Here is a 17,553-nt window from a genome sequence, read left to right on the forward strand (position 1 = left end):
CCGCCGGGGCCCGGTGCGGCCGGGTCCCGTGCGGTTCAGTCCGCCGTCGCGGAGCTGTTCGTCCGCAACAGGTCCCGGGCCTGCGGGCCACCGTCGAGCGCCCGGGTGACGCGGCGGGTGATCCGCCAGCCGTGTGGGGTGCGGGTGAGCCGGAAACTGTTCGCCCCCGCCCGCCACACCCGGTAACCGTCGTCGTACCGGCGCACCAGCAGCGATTCGCAGACCGCCGTGGCCGTATCGCCGTCGACGACGACCCGCGCCGGTCCGAGGAAATGCGCACAGCCCGCGTCGATCAGGGAGTGGTGCGCCGCCGATTCGACCATCGAGTGGATATCCGCGCGACTGCGCATCGACCAGCCCTCGACATCGTATTCACCGTCCTCGGTCCACAGGTTCGCCACGTCCGGGGCGGCCCCGGCATCGACGAACGGGCCGTAGGAGGCGAGCAGCCGGGTGATCTCGACCTCGTCCTCGAGCCGGCGCACCCGTATCTCCAGGCGCGCGAACCGATCCTCGTCCATAGCTGTCCTTTCTGTCGCGTTCAGAGCGGCTCGGCTATCTCGTGTAGCGCCGTGAGCTGCTCGCAGTAGTGGTCGATATCGGTGGCCCGCAGAGCGCAGCCGGCCACGGTGGCGCCGATATCGCGCAATCGGGTCAGCCGCCGCCGGGTGCCGGCGGAATCGGCGAGCGGGTCCAGGGCCCGGCCCGGGCTCAGTACCACCTCGAAACCGGGCGGCGGGGGTACCGCGGCCAGGTGCGCCGCCAGCGTGTCCGCGGACAGACCGAACGGCACCCAGCCCACGCCCAGGGTCACGGCCCGGCGCAGCGAACGGCGGGTGCGGCCGCCGATCCACAGCGGCGCCGTGGTCGAAGTGGCGGGCGGGTCGACGACGAAATCGCCGACCTCCCGGCGCCCCCATGCGGCCCGTAATTGCTCGAGAGCGCGGTCCGCGGCGGCACCGCGATCCGGCCATTCGGCCCGGAGCAGGGCGAATTCGGCTTCCAGGGAGCCGACGCCGACCCCGAGCACCACCCGGCCGCCGCTGAGCCGATCGAGGGTGCCGTAACGCTTGGCCAGCGCGAGTGGATGGTGGTACCCCAGCACGACGACCGAGGTCGCCAAGCGGATCCGGCCGGTTCGCGCCGCGAGATAAGACAGTGTCGCCAGCGGATCCCAGTAGGCCGATCCGCGGGTCGCGGTATCGGCCGCCGGGACCGCGATGTGCTCGGAGCAGGTCAGATGATCGAAACCGAGCTCGTCGGCGAGTTCGGCGATCCGGACGAGTTCGGCGGTGCCGCCCCCGGATTCCCAGGGTGAGGCCGTACCGGGTGTCCGGACCACGATCGGGGTGGACAGCCCGACTCTCACCGCGGCGGGTCTTCGGCCGCGCCGATGAGCCGGCGCATCATCCGGTCCGCTCCCAGCACGGCCGCGGCGCGATCAGGGTCGCTGCGCCGGGCCGCGAGCCTCTCATGGGCGCCGATAACGTGGACCGGGCCCCGGCCCAGTGCCGCGAGACCTTCCGTCGCGACCTCGTCGGGTTCGGAGACCGGCATTCCGGGGATGTCGAAGTCCAGGCCCACCCGCTGCATCGCCGGGGTGCGGGTGACCCCGAGGACGAGTTCGAGGACGTCCACGTCGTGTTCGCGCAGTTCGAGCCAGAGGCCTTCGGCGAAGATCCGGCCGAATGCCTTCACTCCGCCGTAGACCGTGTGCCGCCGCGACCCCAGATAGCCGGCCAGCGAACCCACCAGCAGGATCCCGCCGCGCCGCCGGTCGCGCATCGCGGCCCCGAACCCGGCGATCAGCGCCAGCGGGGTGGTGATGTTGAGTTCGACGACACGCTGGAAGGCCGCCGGGTCACCGTCGAGGAACTCGGCGCTGTGGGTGTTGGCGCCGGCGTTGTGGACCAGCAACCCGACCTCGACATCGGCGACCGCGTCGAGCACCGCCGCCGTGGCGTCCGGGTGGGTGAGGTCGGCGGCCAGGGTGCGGACCGTCACGCCCAGGGCCCGGCATTCCGCGGCCGTGTCTTCGAGCGGACCGGCCCGCCGGGCCACCAGCAGCAGGTGGATACCGGATTCCGCGAGCTGCCGGGCGAACGACCGGCCCACGCCTTCGGAACCGCCGGTGATCACGGCCCACGGGCCGTAGCGCCCGGGATCGACAGGGGTCATAGCTGGGTCTCCGTTCGGAATTCGGGATCGGACCACACCCAGTTCTACAACCGGCGGCGCGGAAATACTAGAGTGAATTCTAGTTTTCCGAACGGAGGTATCCAGTGCCGCGGATTGCCGAACCCCGGGAGCCGGGCCGGCCGACCACCACGCCCCAGCGCGAACGCCGGCGTGCCATCCTGCGCGCCGCCGCCCGGCTCGGTGCCGAACAGGGCCTCGAACACGTTCAGATGTCCGATATCGCCGCGGCGGCCGGGGTGGCGCTGGGGACGCTGTACCGCTACTACCCGTCCAAACATCATCTCTACTCGGGCGTGCTCGAATCGGCCGTCGCGGACCTTCCCGTTCCGGAGGCGGTACCGGGCGATCCGGTGGGTGCCGTGGCCGACCTACTCGAATCGGCGGTGACCGGGCTGCTCCGGCGCCCGCTGCTCGGCCGCGCCATGCTGGTGTCGGCGAATGCCGTGCGCTCGGCCGGGCCGGTGGCGGTCGACACCACGCTGCGCGACCGCATCCTCGCCGCCGCCGGTATCGGTGCAGCGGACGAGGCGGACCAGCAGCTGGCCCGGCTCGCCGAACAGTGCGCCTACGGCATCCTGACCTGGGCTACGGCGGGTCAGCTGAGTGCGGAACAGGCGGTGGCCGATATGCGCCGGGCCGCCACTCTGCTGCTGGAACCCTGGGCATCCCGCGGTCCGGCCGGCTAGCCGCCGCGGTCCCCGCCCGGTGCCGCGACTGTGGGCGCCGGGGCCGGTCCGGCCGGTGCGCGGCGCCGCTCCCAGGCGGTGGCCAGCCCGATCGCCAGCCCGACGTACACCCAGCCCAGCAGCACATCGATCACATAGTGCTCACCGCCGTAGACCAGGGTGAAACCCATTGTCACGGGGAAGACGGCCAACGGGACCCGCCACCACCAGTGCCGGGCCCACGGCCATAGCGCGATCGCGACCAGCAGTGCGAAGCCCGCGTGCAGCGACGGGATCGCGGCGACGGGATTACTGTGCGCGGCCAGCCAGTCCGCGCCGATATCGACCGAGTACAGCCGGAACCCGAAACCTGTGCTCCGGTGGATCTCGGCCGGGATCACCCCGGCGCGGGCGGCGTACCAAGGCGGCGCGGCGGGCAGCAGGACATAGGTCACCAGACCGAGATAGGACAGCAGCAGGATCCGGCGCATATATTTCGACCAGCGCTCCCGTGACAGGACGTAGAAAATCGCGGCGACCAGCCAGGGCACCAGGAAATGGCTGGTGTAGACGAGGCCGGTGAGCACGGTCCACCAGGGCGGCCCGCCGTCACCGTCCAGCTGCTCCTGTAACCACACCGTGGGCACGGCCCCGCCGAACAGGGCGCGTTCCACCACGACCGGTTCGTGGACCCGCAGCGGCATCCCGAGGGTGTTGGCGATACCGCGGCTGTGGTCGTAGACGACGAGTGCGGCGATCAGCGGAACCCAGTCGACGAGAATGCGTACCTGATCCCGCCACGGACGATCCGGTGCGAAGGCCGCGATCCCCACGACGATCCACAGTGCCTGATAGATCCGCTGGGTCGGCGGGCCGAAGAGCACGGTGACCACGAGAAGCGCGAGCAGATACCCCGACCACACCCCACTGCGCAGCAGCCTGCGATGCCGTTGCGCGGCCGGTACCTCCGTGGCGGGCGCACCCATCCCCACAGTTTTCATCAACCGACCCGGAGTCGCCGTCGCGACCTGCGGAAACGACGCATGATCGAGACCGCCGCATGGGGCCGCTCAGCGCGGGGTGAACGCGCCCCGGTAGGCCGCCGCCGGGTGCGATGCGGGCAACCGGTCGCGTCCGGGATCAGTCGTGGTATCCGGGAGCGGCCGCGTTCAGGAGGGAAAGCGCGGCGGTACAGGCTTGTTCGCGGACGTGGTCCGGGCCCCGGTGTGCCGCCACCGCGGTCGCGCCCTCCATCAGGAAGAGCAGTCGGCGGCCCAGATCATCCGGTGCCGCGGAACCGGCCCGGGCGGCGATATCGGTGAACAGTGCGAGGCACCGGTCCAGATGCCGGGCCGTGATCGCCCGGACCTCGGGTTCGTAGTGCTGGGTCGCGGCGTTGATCATGGCGCAGCCGCGGAAGTCCGGTTCGAGGTACCACTCGCCCAGCGCCCCGAAGACGGCGGCCAGGCGATCCGCGGGGTCGCCGCCCGCCGCCGCGGCCGCCGCGGTCAGCCACGCGATCACCCGGTCGCTGCGTGCTTCGAGTACGGCGTGCACGAGCCCGTCCTTGGTGCCGAAGTGCCGGTACAGCGTCTCCTTCGAAATTCCCAGGCGCTTGCACAGTTCGGCGACACCGACACCGTCGATTCCGCGGTCGTAGAGCAGCGGAGCGGCGGCATCGATGACGGCGGCCCGGGTGCGGGCCGGATCGATGGTGGAGCCCTTGGCTACTGGCATAGATTCGATGGTACCGATTGGTTCGATGTACTGCTATCCTGCGATGGAACTGATCGGTACCATCTAGGAGTCCCATGTCGGAAGTCGTCGGCGTTCCACCGCGCGGGATCCGGACGCGTGCGGAGATCCCGCCGTCCGGCAGCCGCGGATCGCCGGTGCCCGTCACGCCGGGCCCGGCGCTGCGGCAGGCGGTGTGCCTGGCGTTCGGCACCGCATCGGCACTCGGATTCGCCCGTTTCGCCTACGGTCTGCTGCTACCGGTGATGCGCGACGAGCAGGGCTGGAGCGCGGCGGCCGCCGGGATACCGGCCACCGCGAACGGCCTCGGCTATCTGCTGGGGGCGCTGGCGACACCCCTGCTCACCCGGCGCCTCGGCGCGATATGGGTCTTCCGCGGCGGTATGGTGCTCACCGCCGCGGCGCTGGCCGCCACCGGTAGCGGCGGCTACCTGCTCCTGCTCATACTGCGGGCCGCCGCCGGTGCCGCGGGCGCGGCGGTATTCATCAGTGGTGGCGTCATCGCCTCCCACCTCGCGGTGCGGACCGCCTCGAGTACGCCCATCACGGTGTACTTCGCCGGGACCGGACTGGGAATCGTGCTGAGCGGTATCGGCCTTCCGCTGACGGAGAGCCACTGGCAGTTCGCGTGGTTCGGCCTCGGTGTGGCCGCGGCCGTGGCCGCCGCGGTGAGCTGGTCCGCCGGCGGTGCGCCGGTCCCGATCGCCCCGAGCGGGGGGCGCGTGCGGTGGCGCGCGCTGCGGTCGACCGTGCCGGCCTATGCATTGTTCGCGGCCGGGTACATCACCTACATCACTTTCCTGTCCGCGTACCTGCTGGGCCGGTCGGCCTCGACCGCCGAGGTCGTGGGCGTATGGGTCACCGTGGGACTCGGGGTGATCATCGGACCCGCGCTGTGGCGCCGGCCGATCGCGCGCCGACCCGGTAATCGGGTCCTGGCCGGCGTACTGGCCGCGCTGAGCGGCGGCGCGGCGCTCATCCTGATCTCCCCGAACGCCGCGGTCACCGGCACCGCCTCGGCGGTCTACGGAGCGACGTTCATGACCGTTCCCGCGGTCGTCACCGCCATTGTCAAGAACCACATCCGGCCTGCGGATTGGACCCCCACGCTCGCCTGCTGCACCGCTGTTTTCGCGGCCGGGCAGACCGTGGGCCCCTGGGCGGCCGGCGCGCTCGCCGATCACCTCGGCGCCACCGCGCCCGTGTGGTGGACGGTCCTGCTCTGCGGCCTCGGCTCGATCGTCGCGGCGGCCCGGCCCCTTCCCGGCCGAACCCCGAAGGAGAACGAACACTGATGGCGATATTCGTCCTGATTCCCGGTATGTGCCACGGCGGGTGGTGTTTCGAGGGCATCACCCACCGGCTTCGCGAAGAAGGGCACCGGGTACTGCCGTTGACGCTGACCGGGGTCGGTGAACGCGGCCACCTGCGCCGTGCCGGGGTGAACCTCGACACCCATATCGAGGATGTCACCGCGATGCTGGCGGCCGAGAGCGTCCGCGACGCGGTACTCGTCGGCCACAGCTACGGAGGCATGGTGATCACCGGGGCGGCGGACCGCGCGCCGGATCGGGTCGCGGCACTGGTGTACGTGGACGCCACGGTCCCCGAGCACGGCGACTCCTGCTGGGATCTCGTTTCGGAGCAGGAGCATCGGTGGTACCTGGATGTGGTGGACACCGGCGACGCCGTCCGGCCGCTCCCGTTCTTCGACCCCAGGGCCACGCCGCATCCGCTGGCGTCGGTGCTCCAGCCGTTGGCGCTGGAGGGCGACCTCGCCCACATCCGGAGCCGGACCTACGTCTACGCCGCCGGATGGGAAACACCCTCACCGTTCACCGGAGTGCACGCGCGCCTGGGCCGTGACCCCGGGTGGACCACGTACGCGCTGGACGGTGGGCACAACCTGATGCGGGACGATCCCGAGGGCCTGCTGCGGATCCTCCGCGGCACGATCGAGCCGCGCTGACCCGCTCGCGTATACCACCGGCCCGGGCACTCCCTGCGCGGCTAGGCTCGGGCGGTATGAGCCTGGGCGAGGTGGCCGCCGACCTGTACGGGCTGGCGCCCGCGGAGTTCGTCGCCGCGCGTGACGCCCGCGCCGGTGCGGCGAAGGAATCCGGGGATCGGGAACTGGCGGCCGCGATCACGGCCCTGCGCAAACCCACGGTCGCGGCGTGGGCGGTGAACGCACTCGTGCGTGCGGCGCCCCGCGAGGTGGACTCCCTGCTCCAGCTCGGCGCCGACCTGCGGACGGCGCAGCGGCAACTGTCCGGTGCCCGGCTGCGCGAACTGACCCGGCAGCGCCGGCAGGTGGTGGACGCCTTGGCCGAACGGGCGGGCGAGGTCGCCGCCGACCAGGGCCGGCCCGTTTCCGAGGCGGTACTGCGTCAGGTGAGTGAGACGCTGACCGCCGCCCTGGCCGATTCCGATATCGGCGAGCAGGTCCGCGCCGGCACCCTGGCCACCGCGCAGAGCTATGCGGGCTTCGGCCCGGTGGAGCCGGATCTGTCGGTGGTCCGGGACAAGCCGAAGGCCGCCGGTGCCGAGACCCGGCGGAAGAAAAAGGCCGCCGAACCCACCGAGGCCGAACACGCGCGCGCCGCGCGTGCCGAGGCGGACCGGCAGCGCGCGCAGGAAGAACTGCGCGCCGCGGAAACCGCCGCGCGCGAGGCCCTCACCGCCGCCGAGAAGGAAGCACAGCGTGCTGCCGAACACCTCGAGGCCACCACCGCGCGGCTGACCGAACTCCGCGACGAACTCGCCGCGGTGGAAGACCGGCACCGATTCGCCCGCAACGCAGAGCGCGCCGCCCGGGACGCGGTCCGGGCGGCGACGGTCGAACTGGAACGGGCCCGGCGGCGCAAGCGCTGATCCGGCCGCCGAGGGGGCGGAGTCGAGCGCGTCGCGGTGGGGCAACGGCCCGTGCCGCTCCGGTCGTCACCAGGCGAGAAGGGGCGTTGGCGGGCTTCGCGCGGCGGCGACGGTGGGCGTGGCCCGCTGTCCTGTTCGTATCGGCTGGTCAGAGGGTATGCCGGACGGCGGAGTCGCGGCGGCGCGCGGCCCGAACATCCAGCGGGCCCGCATTTTCCGCAGTGGATACCGGCGCGTCGGCGGGGGCACCGGCGGCCGTTCGGCTGTAATGGTCGGCGCTCGATCGGTTTCCGTGTGTGATGTCCTCCCGTTCAGGAAGGTTCTCGTATGCGTCGTTTCGTGATGGCTCTGGGTTCGGCCGCGATGGCGATAGCGGTGACATCGGCAGTGGACAGTAGCGCGCACGCCGCGAGCGGGCAGGTCGCACTACGGTGGATCGCCGACGGGAGCCGGGTGGAGAAGGTCATCGACAATCCCAGCGGCTGTATCGATCTCAGCGCGGTCGGGGTGGTCGGCCGGGTGTCGGTGCGCAACCTCACCGACCGGAAGGTCAAACTCTGGAACGGCATCGGCTGCCGCGGCACCTACGGCGGTGGTATCGAACACGGTGAGCACAACGGCCGGTGGGGCTTCCCCGACTGGAGTATCTACATCTCGTCCTGATTCGGGCGGCGCCCGGCGAACCCCGCGTGAGCGGAGGCGTTTTCGGGGTATCCGGCACATGAGACCCACTGGAGGTGTTGTGTGAAGGCCGAAGACGAGGGCAGCGTGCCCGGCTCGGTGAGCCCGTTCAATCCGGCGGACCCGCTCGACCCGGCGAGCCCGGTGAATCCGGCGAACCCGGTGGACCCCGCGGACGCGATCAATCCGGCGGGCACGGTGATGCCGGTGGTACCGATTGCCGACGAACAGCCGATGCGGACCTGGCTGTGGCCCACACTGCTCATCTTCGGCCTGGTGGTCGGGGGTGCGCTACTGGTGATGATTCTGGTGAGCACCGCCGATTTCGGGGAGCAACCGGCGCAGGTCACGCCGACCCCCGGTCAGTGCCAGACCTTTTGCACGACCACTGTCGCGCCGCCGGCGCGCTGACGGCCGGCGGGGACACCCACACCGGGTGTCCCCGCCGTGTTCCGACGCGCTATTGCGCGCCCTGTTGCCCGGTGTCCGGGTCCTCGGCGGTACGCAGTGCGGTTTCCAGTTCCCGGCGCAATCGCGCCGCGGTGGCTTCGTCACCCGCGTCCTCGGCCGTGGTGATGTCCTGGTGCAGCTGAGCGATGGTGTCCTGAATGGTCATCGGTCCTCCGTTCTCTCGCCTGGGCGATCGCGCCGCACGACTGTCTGCCGGCTACGGCGCCCGTCATGGTGCGCATGACCGTTTTCGGCCGTCCGAAACACCGCTCCCGATCCCGGCCCGCCACAGGCGTCGGCGGATTCACACTCGCGCGATTTTCAGATCACGTTTCGATCACCGCGTCGCGGGGGTATCCCCGGTCCAACGAGGTTTGGAAAAAGCCCGAGGAGCATCCGGTGAACGAAATGACCGAAGCCACGACCGACCAGCACGCCGGAGATCGTGCGTCACGTACCGCCCATGTGCCCGCCCACGGGGACAGCTACGACAACATCGAACCGCTGTTCGCCGAACTGGCGGCGCTCGCACCCGAGGATTCGCGCCGGCGCGCGCTACGCGAGCAGATCGTGCACCGCTGCCTGCCGTTGGCTGAACATATCGCGCGCCGTTTCTCCGGCCGCGGCGAAGCGTTCGACGATCTGCTCCAGATCGCACGCCTGGGCCTGGTCCAGGCGGTGGACCGCTTCGACGGGTCGCGGGGCAGCTCGTTCCTGTCCTTCGCCATCCCGACCATCATGGGCGAGGTGCGCCGCCACTTCCGCGATCACACCTGGGCCGTGCGGGTGCCGCGCGGCACCAAGGAACTGCATCTGCGGATCGGCCCGGCCACCGAGACGCTGTACCAGCGGCTGGGCCGGATGCCCACCGCGCGGGAGATCGCCGCGGAACTGGACGCCGATCTCACCGACGTCACCCGGGCACTCATCGCCGGTAACGCGCACACCAGCAGCTCCCTCGACGCCCCCACCGACGACCAGGACGACGAGGTCTCGCCGCCGGCGGTACTGGCCCGGCTCGGCGGGGAGGACCCCTGCTACCGGCTGCTCGAGGACGCGATGACGCTGCGCCCGCTGATCGCGGAACTGCCACAGCGGGAACGGCAGATCCTGGTCTGGCGGTACTTCGCGAACATGACCCAGGTGCAGATCGCCGAACGGCTCGATATCTCGCAGATGCAGGTGTCGCGGATCCTCGCCAAAACGCTGCGGACCCTACGCGAACAGGCGATGGCCGAGCCCGGCGAGGCCGATTCGATCACCACGGCCGCCTGATCCGGGGCCGGATTCCGCGCGGGCTCGCGGGCGGCCCGGCCCTGCCGGGTCGTAGGTTCCGGTATCGGCGGCAGGCTGCGCCGGGCCGGCATCACCGGCGTTCGTCCCGGTCACCCATCCGGGCCTCGGAGGGGTGACCGGCTGCCGTCGCCCGGGAATTCGGATCGGCCCGAGCGGGATCGGCGACCGTGGCCGCGCGAGCGGCTACCGTGCTCGGCGTGGACCTGGAACTGAACGGAAAACGGGCGATCGTCACCGGCGGTAGCAAGGGTATCGGGCTGGCCGTCGCGCGCGGACTGGCCACCGAGGGCGCGGATGTGGTGCTCGCGGCGCGCTCGGCCGAACCGCTCGAGGCCGCGGCCGCCGCCTTGGCCGCGGAAACGGGCCGGCGTGTGCTCGCCGTGCCCACCGATACCGGCGACGACGATCAGGTCCGGGAACTGGTGCGGCGCACGGTCGCCGAACTCGGCGGAGTGGACATCCTGGTGAACGCCGCCGCCACCCCGTGGAGCGCGGGGGCCCCGGCCGGCCTGGCCGATACCACCGACGAGATCGTGCGCCGGGAAGTAGAGATCAAAGTTCTCGGCTACCTGCGCACCGCGCGTGCGGTCGCGCCGCATCTCGTCGCCCAGCGGTGGGGCCGGATCATCAATATCAGCGGACTCGGTGCCCGGCAGGCCAATTCGATCGCCCAGACCGTGCGCAATATCAGTGTTTCCGCGCTGACCAAGAACCTCGCCGACGAACTCGGCCCCGCCGGTGTGAACGTGACGGTCGTGCACCCCGGCCTGACCCGGACCGAACGCCTCACCCAGCGGCTCGGCGAGCGGTCCGCGGAATCCGGGACGCCGGTCGCGGAACTGGAACGGGACCTCGTCCGTAATTCCGTGGGTCGTGTCATCGATGCCCGCGAGGTGGCCGATGTGGTGACCTTCCTGGCGTCCCCGCGCAGTATCGCCATCACCGGCGACGCTGTCGCGGTGGGCGGCGGCGTCCCGGGCCCGGTCTACTACTGACAGCGGTCCTGCCGCCGGGGCCGCCCTGATATACACGGCATATGCCGGCGAACACACACTCCGAGTCCGACGCCTTCGACGATCTGGTGGCTGCCGCCGACGCACCCGTGTACATCGTCACCCTGGCTGCGGGCGATGAACGGTCCGGGTGCCTGGTCGGATTCGCGTCCCAGGTCGGGGTCGACCCCGCCCGGTTCCTGGTCTGCCTGTCCGAGACCAATCACACCTTCCGGGTGGCGCCGGGCGCGGAGTTCGCCGCCGTGCACCTGGTCGGTACGGACGACGCGGAACTCGCCGTGTTGTTCGGTACGCAGACCGGTGACGAGATCGACAAGTTCGACCGGTGCCGCTGGCGCTCCGGCCCGCACGGGGTCCCGATCCTGCTCGATGCCGTGGCCTGGTTCTGCGGTCGCATCCTCACCCGGCACGATTTCGGTGACCACGTCGGCCTGGTGCTGGCGCCCGAGGACGCCGCCGTTCCGGCCTCCGCGCCGGCCGTGCTGCGCCTCCACGATGTCGCCGGCCTGCGGCCCGGTCATCCGGCGTGAGGGGCTTGTCGCGCCACTTTCACGGATTGCCTGCGGTGCGGTTCCGCCGCCACTTCGGCGGCGGTCGCGCATTCGCCGAACGACACGGGGCGAGGTCCGCCGCGGGCGGTGCGGGCGCCGAATCAGGGGCCGGCGAATGTTTTCCGGTACGCCGAGGGCGACATCCCCAGACCGCGCCGCATATGGTGGCGCAGGTTGTCCGGTGATCCGAGCCCGGACCTCTCCGCGACCTCGTCCACCGGGATATCCGCCGATTCCAGCAGTTCCCGGGCCAGATCGATCCGGCGATCGCGAAGCCAGGCGCCCGGGGACAGTCCGGTCTCGGCCCGGAACCGGCGACTGAACGTTCGCGGGCTCATCCGCGCGTGCGCGGCGAGGGTCGCGACGCCGAGCGGCTCGGCCAGGCGGGTCAGCGCCCACGCTCGGGTCGGGGCGGTGCTGAGGTCGTCGGGGCCGGGCACCTGGTGCTCGATGAACTGGGCCTGGCCGCCCTCGCGCCAGGGCGGTACGACGCAGTATCGAGCGGCCCGGTTCGCCACGGTGGCGCCGTGGTCGCGGCGGATGATGTGCAGGCACAGATCGATTCCGGCCGCCAGGCCCGCCGAACTGAGCACCGCGCCCTCGTCCACGAACAGCACGGTCTCATCGAGTTCGACCGCCGGGAACAGCCGGCGGAAATCGTCGGCGTAGCGCCAGTGGGTGGTGGCGCGGCGGCCGTCGAAGACCCCCGCGGCGGCGAGGACGAATGCGCCCGTGCAGATGGACACCATCCGGGCCCCGGCGGGCACCGTGGCCAGTGCCGCGGCGAGGGCGGGGCCGAGTTCGCCGCCGGCGCGGGCGGCGCGGTATCTGGTCCCCGGCAGGATCACCGTATCGGCGGTGGCGAGCGCTTCCGGCCCGGCCGCGGCGACCATCGAATATCCCGCGGTGGCCGGTACGGGCCCGGCGTCGAGGGAGCACGTCACAACCCGGTAGAGCGGGTTGCCGGCCTCGTCGGTGGCCTCGCCGAACACCAGGGACGGGATGGTCGCGTCGAAACCGACCACCGGATCGAGCAACAGCACGGCGACGGTATGCGGGCGCCGGGGCGAACCATCGGTGGCATGATCTTCACGCATATTGTCGATTCTGCCACTGGTGACGCGGCGGCGGCTACCGGAAGCTGATCATCGTGATGACGAAGATCGATCCCGGCGCCGCGGTCGCGCGCGCCGGTCGGCGGCCACGACTGCATTTCGCCTGGATCGTCGCGGGCGTCAGCTTTGTGGCCATCCTGGGCGCCGCCGGGTTCCGGGCGGTGCCGAGTGTGATGATGACGCCGCTGCACCAGGAATTCGGCTGGTCGCATGCCACGATCGGCGCCGCGATGTCGGTGAACATGGTGCTGTTCGGCGTCACCGCGCCGTTCGCCGCCGCGCTCATGGACCGGTTCGGTGTGCGCCCGATCCTCACCGGTGCACTGCTGCTGATCGCCGCGGGGACCGGTGTGGGCACGGTCATGACCGCGAGCTGGCAGCTGGTGCTGCTGTGGGGTGTGCTGGTGGGGCTCGGTACCGGGTCCCTCTCGATGGGTTTCGTCGCCACCGTCTCGACCCGGTGGTTCGTGGCCCGGCGCGGGCTGGTCACCGGGGTGCTCACCGCGGCGAGCGCGACGGGCCAGCTCGTGTTCCTGCCCGTGGTCGCGGGGGTCACCGAGGCGTTCGGGTGGCGCTGGGCCTCGATCATCGTGACTCTCGCGGCGCTGGCGGTGATACCGCTGGTCGTGCTGTTCATCCGGGACCGTCCCGGCGATATGGGCCTCACCGCCTACGGCGGCGAATCCGAGCCCGCCGCCGAGCCACTGCCGGGCGGTACCTTCACAGCGGCACTGGCCGGGCTGGCGCAGGGCGCCCGGGTTCCCGCCTTCTGGTTGCTGGCGGGCAGCTTCGCCATCTGCGGGATGACGACGAACGGATTGATCGGCACGCATTTCATACCCGCCGCGCACGATCACGGTATGCCGGTCACCGTGGCCGCGTCGCTGCTGGCCACCATCGGGATCTTCGACGTCGCGGGCACGGTCTTCTCCGGCTGGCTCACCGATCGCGTGGATCCTCGCATACTGCTGGTGATCTACTACCTCGGCCGTGGGGCGTCACTGCTCCTGCTGCCGGCGCTGCTCTCCCCGAATGCCGAGCCGAGCACCTGGGTTTTCATCGTCTTCTACGGTCTCGACTGGGTGGCCACCGTGCCGCCGACGATCGCCATCTGCCGCAGCTGGTTCGGTGCCTCGACCCCGGTGGTGTTCGGCTGGGTCTTCGCCGCGCATCAGCTCGGTGCCGCGGTGGCCGCTTTCGGCGCGGGATACCTTCGCGACGCCCACGGTTCCTACGACCTCGCCTTCTTCGTGGCCGCGGGGTTGTGTGTGGTGGCGGCACTGCTGTGCGGTGCCGCACGGCGCCCGCGGGCCGGTGCGCCCGCGGTGATGGCGGCCCCGGGCGGGTCCGACCCCGGAGCCGGGAAACCGGGCCTGATCACGCGGTCGCCGGGAGACCGGTCCTGATCGGGGGCGCCACGAAACCGGGCTTCGAGGGGGCGTCGATGGAGGCGCCACGAAACCGGGCCCGTCGGTCCGGGGGACGGCCCGGGCGCACCTACCGTTCACCGACTGTTACCGCGCTGAGTCGTGACCGGAGTTTGTGCGCCGTGCCCCGGGGAAAGTGGTCGATGACGCGGGCCGACCGTGCCCGCACCGACGCCGGGAGTGGCCATGGACTACCGCGCCCTTGCCTTCGCCGCACTCGCCACCTGTTGCGCTCTCGGACCGCCTGTCGCGCAGGCGGCGCCGGCACCCGACCCGGTCCCACCCACCGCGGCGGGCGAGACCGCGCCGCGCACGGCAATCTCGGTCCGTTCGCTCACCGGCCTGAGCTGGGGCACCGCCGACGAACACCAGGTGCGCAGCGCGCTGTCGCTGGCCAAGCTCTACCTCACCGATTACGCACTGCGCCACGGTGACGGTTCGGCCGGTGACCTCGCCCACGGTGAGCGGATGATCCGGTATTCCGACGATGCGGCCGCCGACGCGGTGGCGGCGAAATATCCCGGGGCCATCGCGTCGGTCGCCGCGGAGTACGGGCTGGCGGAAACCCGGCCGGGCGCGAACTGGGGCAGTTCCACCACCAGTACCGCCGACGTGGCCGATTTCCTCGACGCCAAACTGCGCACCGATCCGGCCTCCCCGATCCTGTTCTGGATGGCCACCGCCGCACCCCGTGCCGCCGACGGCACCGAACAGAACTGGGGTACGGCCGCGCTGCCCGGCGTCCAGGGCACCAAATGGGGTTGGGCGGATGCCCCGCCCCAGGAGGTCGCCTCGGCGTCGTTCGGCCCGGGTTTCACGGTGGCCGCGCACACCCGGGGCGGTCCCGCGGACCAGACGGCCGATGTGCTCGGGGCACTGTCGTCGGTCCTCCCCGGGCGCGGAGGGCCCACCGTGCCTTCTGTACCCGCGCACACCTCCGGCCCCGTTCCGGTGCCGGAAGGTTCGTGGTCCGGGTGACTCCCCGTGCGCCCGGACGACGAACTCGAAGGGTCCCGCCGCGGTATCAGACCGAACGAGTCCGCGGCGGCGCGGGATTCGGCGCGAGCCGCAACGCGAACAACAGATCGGTGTTGTGCACGGGCTCCGGCGATTCGGCCCCCCGCAGCAACCCGGCCCCGCGGATCCAGCTGTGGTGCCAGTGATGGAGTTCCGGCATCGTCACCGCACAGCGCGCGGCGGTCTGGCGCAGTCGGCGACCGGCACCGCCGATGCCGCCGGCGAACAATTTCGACACGGACTGCGGGCGAGCTTCCTGGTACGCCCGGGCCTCGTGCAACAGCGCTCGCACCGAACCCGGTAGAACCCATACGTACAGGTCGGCGGGCTGTGCGTAACCGATCGGCCCGGTGAATACGACTCCGTCGCGGGTGAGCCCCGTACACGGCACCGAACCCAGTTCCACCGTGGTGGCGCCGGTACACAACGCCGTGGCGAGGGCCGCGGCGTCGACCGGGTTCGTGGTGCGCGCCCGGATCCGGCCGAGGGTGTCGTCCTCGACGTATACGGTGGTCAATCCGGGGCCCACCGAGTAGTTGAGGTCGGGCGGCAGGTTCAGTCGCATACCGTGCAGCAGGAAACCCGCCTGCGCCCCGCGCAGCCGGGCCACGGTGTGCCCACGGCCCGGGCTGCCGCAGACGAGTTCGCCGAGAAACCGGTACAGGCCGAGGATTTCGCGCCGGTCGCTGGGGTGGTTCGCCTCGGGCAGCCCGGGCCGGGGAGTCGACAGCGAACGATCCCAGAAGTATCCGGCGGTGCCGGGTTCACCGAACGGTATCGCCGCGGCGGTGCCACCCGGGTGGTGTACGCACGGACGGCCGGTGCGCGCGGCGAGCCAGCGGCACGTCGCCTCGATACCTTCGGTGTAGACGGCGTCGAGACGGTCGAATTCCGGCGCGGTCAGCTCGCGGTGGGCGTCGGCGCGGAATGTGGTGACATCGCTGTCCGGTATCCGGGGGAGTGCGTCGTCACCGGTGGTCAGTACGACGTCGGCGACCCGGTCCCGGGGTTCGGCGTCGCGGTAACCCATTATGCGAGTGGCGGGTTCGGGTACCTTCTGGGAGGTGAGCGGGGTGCGCCGCGCTCTGTGGAAGGTCAGCCACTGGTGTAGTTGCCCCTCGGCCAGACCTAGCTCGCGCGCCGCGGACCGCACGTCTTCGACCGACAGTGTCTCGTTTTCGTCGAGCTGGACCAATCGGTCCAGTGTGGACGGACGCAGCGTGGCGCCGCTGGTCTCGGTCACGGTGACAACCTCCTGGGCGCGGGCCCGGACGATATTACTGTTCTCCTCCGGTACAGAACATTCGATCACTTTCCGGGCCGGGGAGGAGACGATCAAAGAGAACTTAACCACCGTTGACAGAGAATGCGCAGTTCCGGTATTTGCGGAACGTTGGCAGGTCGGCGCATGGAATTCGAGATTCTCGGCGGCGCACATCCACATGCGCTGGAACCGATATCAATGGGTCCGGCCCGTACGCGGTACGAAAGCGGTGGCCGTTCGATTGCTGACAATCGGCGTTGTCACGGCACTGTGTCCGGGGTCTCGACGCCGTACACCCTGCGGTGTCCGGAGCCGATGGCCGTCACCGGCCCGGTCGCCCACCTGCCTCGAGCGCGCCGCCGGCGGCACGCCATTCGACCAGGCCGCCCGACATGTTCTTGGCCTCGAAGCCGTATTCGACAAGGAGATTCGCGGCGCCGTAGGACCGCAGACCGCCGGTGCAGAAGGTGATCAGAAGCCGATCGTCGGGCAACTGTTCGCATTCTGTCGTCAACTGTTCCAGCGGTAGGTGGACCGCACCGGGAATGTGGGTGCGATTCCATTCGAACTGCCGGCGCACATCCACGATCAGCGCTCCGGCGCGGACGGCGTCGATCGCCTCTCGTGCGGAGAGGGAGGGTGCGCGGTACAGGTAGTGACGGATGCTCACGGAAGTTCGTCCTCATATCGTCGGGGGGGTGGGCACGGTGATCTTCTCGCCGGTCGTGCCGGTTCAGGCGGCGCCGGGGCGCACGATCATGAGCACCACGACAATGAGCCACAGCATGTTGTAGCCGCCGCTGAGCATGCCGAGGGTGCGCAATCGCCGTCCGTCGTCGGGCGCCGCGAGGGCTTGGCGCTGCATCGGGTGGATCGTGGTGATGATGACTATGGCGGCGCACGCGGTGAGAACGATCGCCGTGGTGATCCAGATCTCGCCCATGCGGTTCTGGAGCGTGGCGAGGACGATGCCGACAGCGGGGACGATCAGGCCGAGCCGGGCGTAGGTACCGGTGATCCGGTGCAGGACGGCGGCGACGGCGTGCTGACGTTCCGGCGGCGCGGGGACGGTTCCCGATACCGGCGCGTAGCGGGGGAACAGACTGGTGGCCACGGCCGAGCCGCCGATGAAAACAATCGCTGCCAGGACATGGACCGACAGCAGCAGGTTGTGCATGGACAGCTCCCTCTCGACCTTCAGGTGCGCTGAAGCCTAACACTTCCTTCAGGGTGACTGAAGGATTGT

At 70.7% G+C, this 17,553-nt stretch carries 21 protein-coding genes; 11 read left to right on the forward strand and 10 right to left on the reverse strand.

The features are described 5' to 3' along the window. Positions 1 to 35 precede the first annotated feature (35 nt). Genes IG75_RS0100135 through IG75_RS0100145 form a run of 3 tightly spaced genes read right to left on the reverse strand, consistent with a single transcriptional unit; the run spans position 36 to position 2,178 of the window. Positions 36 to 521, reverse strand: coding sequence for a nuclear transport factor 2 family protein (locus tag IG75_RS0100135; protein ID WP_030519052.1), 486 nt, complete (start codon positions 519 to 521; stop codon positions 36 to 38). 20 nt (positions 522 to 541) lie between these two features. Continuing rightward, positions 542 to 1,369: a TIGR03619 family F420-dependent LLM class oxidoreductase gene (locus IG75_RS0100140; protein WP_030519053.1), complete on the reverse strand. Its 828-nt coding sequence runs from the start codon at positions 1,367 to 1,369 to the stop codon at positions 542 to 544. Then, complete coding sequence (locus tag IG75_RS0100145; protein ID WP_030519054.1) at positions 1,366 to 2,178, reverse strand: SDR family NAD(P)-dependent oxidoreductase; 813 nt, start codon at positions 2,176 to 2,178, stop codon at positions 1,366 to 1,368. The genes IG75_RS0100140 and IG75_RS0100145 overlap by 4 nt, the downstream gene beginning before the upstream one ends. A gap of 104 nt (positions 2,179 to 2,282) precedes the next feature. On the opposite strand from IG75_RS0100145, the gene IG75_RS0100150 reads away from it, so the two are divergent. Beyond that, complete coding sequence (locus IG75_RS0100150) at positions 2,283 to 2,885, forward strand: TetR/AcrR family transcriptional regulator (RefSeq protein ID WP_030519055.1); 603 nt, start codon at positions 2,283 to 2,285, stop codon at positions 2,883 to 2,885. On the opposite strand, the gene IG75_RS0100155 is transcribed toward IG75_RS0100150, so the two are convergent. Together IG75_RS0100155 and IG75_RS0100160 are read right to left on the reverse strand one after the other, a co-directional pair. Continuing rightward, positions 2,882 to 3,865 (reverse strand): phosphatase PAP2 family protein, encoded by a 984-nt coding sequence (locus IG75_RS0100155; RefSeq protein ID WP_373863734.1) that lies wholly within the window; start codon positions 3,863 to 3,865, stop codon positions 2,882 to 2,884. The genes IG75_RS0100150 and IG75_RS0100155 overlap by 4 nt on opposite strands. 139 nt (positions 3,866 to 4,004) lie before the next feature. Continuing rightward, the gene (locus tag IG75_RS0100160) at positions 4,005 to 4,601 is read right to left on the reverse strand and encodes a TetR/AcrR family transcriptional regulator (RefSeq protein WP_030519057.1); all 597 of its coding nucleotides are present in this window, start codon (positions 4,599 to 4,601) and stop codon (positions 4,005 to 4,007) included. Between the two features lie 74 nt (positions 4,602 to 4,675). On the opposite strand from IG75_RS0100160, the gene IG75_RS39655 reads away from it, so the two are divergent. From IG75_RS39655 to IG75_RS40010, 5 genes are all read left to right on the forward strand, one after another. Beyond that, positions 4,676 to 5,914 carry a YbfB/YjiJ family MFS transporter gene (locus IG75_RS39655; RefSeq protein WP_051714018.1) on the forward strand — a complete coding sequence of 413 codons (1,239 nt, stop codon included), beginning with the start codon at positions 4,676 to 4,678 and terminating at the stop codon, positions 5,912 to 5,914. Further along, a complete protein-coding gene (locus IG75_RS39660; protein WP_030519059.1) occupies positions 5,914 to 6,588 on the forward strand; it encodes an alpha/beta fold hydrolase in 675 nt (224 codons plus the stop codon). Before IG75_RS39655 ends, IG75_RS39660 begins: the two co-directional genes overlap by 1 nt. Before the next feature lie 56 nt (positions 6,589 to 6,644). Further along, on the forward strand, positions 6,645 to 7,493 hold the full coding sequence (locus IG75_RS0100175; RefSeq protein WP_030519060.1) for a hypothetical protein: 849 nt from the start codon (positions 6,645 to 6,647) through the stop codon (positions 7,491 to 7,493). 327 nt (positions 7,494 to 7,820) lie between these two features. Next, positions 7,821 to 8,156: a hypothetical protein gene (locus IG75_RS0100180; protein WP_030519061.1), complete on the forward strand. Its 336-nt coding sequence runs from the start codon at positions 7,821 to 7,823 to the stop codon at positions 8,154 to 8,156. Positions 8,157 to 8,237: 81 nt separating this feature from the next. Beyond that, positions 8,238 to 8,585, forward strand: a complete 348-nt coding sequence (locus IG75_RS40010; RefSeq protein WP_036512020.1) for a hypothetical protein — start codon at positions 8,238 to 8,240, stop codon at positions 8,583 to 8,585. Positions 8,586 to 8,634: 49 nt separating this feature from the next. Here the strand turns inward: IG75_RS40010 and IG75_RS38810 are convergent, their stop codons facing one another. Then, positions 8,635 to 8,790: a hypothetical protein gene (locus IG75_RS38810; RefSeq protein WP_156058531.1), complete on the reverse strand. Its 156-nt coding sequence runs from the start codon at positions 8,788 to 8,790 to the stop codon at positions 8,635 to 8,637. Positions 8,791 to 9,032: 242 nt separating this feature from the next. Between IG75_RS38810 and IG75_RS0100195 the strand changes: the two genes are divergently transcribed. From IG75_RS0100195 to IG75_RS0100205, 3 genes are all read left to right on the forward strand, one after another. Beyond that, on the forward strand, positions 9,033 to 9,899 hold the full coding sequence (locus tag IG75_RS0100195; RefSeq protein ID WP_081876697.1) for an RNA polymerase sigma factor SigF: 867 nt from the start codon (positions 9,033 to 9,035) through the stop codon (positions 9,897 to 9,899). 218 nt (positions 9,900 to 10,117) lie between these two features. Next, positions 10,118 to 10,915 (forward strand): SDR family NAD(P)-dependent oxidoreductase, encoded by a 798-nt coding sequence (locus IG75_RS0100200; RefSeq protein ID WP_030519063.1) that lies wholly within the window; start codon positions 10,118 to 10,120, stop codon positions 10,913 to 10,915. 41 nt (positions 10,916 to 10,956) lie between these two features. Then, the gene (locus IG75_RS0100205) at positions 10,957 to 11,463 is read left to right on the forward strand and encodes a flavin reductase family protein (RefSeq protein WP_030519064.1); all 507 of its coding nucleotides are present in this window, start codon (positions 10,957 to 10,959) and stop codon (positions 11,461 to 11,463) included. A gap of 122 nt (positions 11,464 to 11,585) precedes the next feature. On the opposite strand, the gene IG75_RS0100210 is transcribed toward IG75_RS0100205, so the two are convergent. Beyond that, positions 11,586 to 12,581, reverse strand: coding sequence for a GlxA family transcriptional regulator (locus IG75_RS0100210; RefSeq protein WP_051714020.1), 996 nt, complete (start codon positions 12,579 to 12,581; stop codon positions 11,586 to 11,588). Between the two features lie 56 nt (positions 12,582 to 12,637). Between IG75_RS0100210 and IG75_RS0100215 the strand changes: the two genes are divergently transcribed. Further along, complete coding sequence (locus tag IG75_RS0100215) at positions 12,638 to 14,005, forward strand: MFS transporter (protein ID WP_051714022.1); 1,368 nt, start codon at positions 12,638 to 12,640, stop codon at positions 14,003 to 14,005. A gap of 180 nt (positions 14,006 to 14,185) precedes the next feature. After that, positions 14,186 to 15,004 (forward strand): hypothetical protein, encoded by an 819-nt coding sequence (locus tag IG75_RS0100220; RefSeq protein WP_211145892.1) that lies wholly within the window; start codon positions 14,186 to 14,188, stop codon positions 15,002 to 15,004. Between the two features lie 46 nt (positions 15,005 to 15,050). On the opposite strand, the gene IG75_RS0100225 is transcribed toward IG75_RS0100220, so the two are convergent. From IG75_RS0100225 to IG75_RS0100235, 3 genes are all read right to left on the reverse strand, one after another. Beyond that, on the reverse strand, positions 15,051 to 16,286 hold the full coding sequence (locus IG75_RS0100225) for a hypothetical protein (protein WP_156058533.1): 1,236 nt from the start codon (positions 16,284 to 16,286) through the stop codon (positions 15,051 to 15,053). 343 nt (positions 16,287 to 16,629) lie between these two features. Continuing rightward, a complete protein-coding gene (locus IG75_RS0100230; RefSeq protein ID WP_030519069.1) occupies positions 16,630 to 16,977 on the reverse strand; it encodes a rhodanese-like domain-containing protein in 348 nt (115 codons plus the stop codon). A 63-nt stretch (positions 16,978 to 17,040) separates the two neighbouring features. After that, positions 17,041 to 17,484, reverse strand: coding sequence for a hypothetical protein (locus tag IG75_RS0100235; protein WP_030519070.1), 444 nt, complete (start codon positions 17,482 to 17,484; stop codon positions 17,041 to 17,043). Between the last annotated feature and the right edge of the window lie 69 nt (positions 17,485 to 17,553).

Source organism: Nocardia rhamnosiphila NBRC 108938 (genome assembly GCF_000720425.1).
In the GTDB taxonomy this organism is placed as follows: Bacteria; Actinomycetota; Actinomycetes; order Mycobacteriales; family Mycobacteriaceae; genus Nocardia; species Nocardia rhamnosiphila.

Excerpts from the sequence above, each read along its gene's own strand:
- IG75_RS0100135 (WP_030519052.1), bottom strand. The coding sequence starts at position 521 with ATGGACGAGGATCGGTTCGCGCGCCTGGAGATACGGGTGCGCCGGCTC.
- IG75_RS0100145 (WP_030519054.1), bottom strand. The coding sequence starts at position 2,178 with ATGACCCCTGTCGATCCCGGGCGCTACGGCCCGTGGGCCGTGATCACC.
- IG75_RS0100155 (WP_373863734.1), bottom strand. The coding sequence starts at position 3,865 with ATGAAAACTGTGGGGATGGGTGCGCCCGCCACGGAGGTACCGGCCGCG.
- IG75_RS0100160 (WP_030519057.1), bottom strand. The coding sequence starts at position 4,601 with ATGCCAGTAGCCAAGGGCTCCACCATCGATCCGGCCCGCACCCGGGCC.
- IG75_RS39655 (WP_051714018.1), top strand. The coding sequence starts at position 4,676 with ATGTCGGAAGTCGTCGGCGTTCCACCGCGCGGGATCCGGACGCGTGCG.
- IG75_RS39660 (WP_030519059.1), top strand. The coding sequence starts at position 5,914 with ATGGCGATATTCGTCCTGATTCCCGGTATGTGCCACGGCGGGTGGTGT.
- IG75_RS0100175 (WP_030519060.1), top strand. The coding sequence starts at position 6,645 with ATGAGCCTGGGCGAGGTGGCCGCCGACCTGTACGGGCTGGCGCCCGCG.
- IG75_RS0100180 (WP_030519061.1), top strand. The coding sequence starts at position 7,821 with ATGCGTCGTTTCGTGATGGCTCTGGGTTCGGCCGCGATGGCGATAGCG.
- IG75_RS38810 (WP_156058531.1), bottom strand. The coding sequence starts at position 8,790 with ATGACCATTCAGGACACCATCGCTCAGCTGCACCAGGACATCACCACG.
- IG75_RS0100195 (WP_081876697.1), top strand. The coding sequence starts at position 9,033 with ATGACCGAAGCCACGACCGACCAGCACGCCGGAGATCGTGCGTCACGT.
- IG75_RS0100205 (WP_030519064.1), top strand. The coding sequence starts at position 10,957 with ATGCCGGCGAACACACACTCCGAGTCCGACGCCTTCGACGATCTGGTG.
- IG75_RS0100210 (WP_051714020.1), bottom strand. The coding sequence starts at position 12,581 with ATGCGTGAAGATCATGCCACCGATGGTTCGCCCCGGCGCCCGCATACC.
- IG75_RS0100215 (WP_051714022.1), top strand. The coding sequence starts at position 12,638 with ATGACGAAGATCGATCCCGGCGCCGCGGTCGCGCGCGCCGGTCGGCGG.
- IG75_RS0100235 (WP_030519070.1), bottom strand. The coding sequence starts at position 17,484 with ATGCACAACCTGCTGCTGTCGGTCCATGTCCTGGCAGCGATTGTTTTC.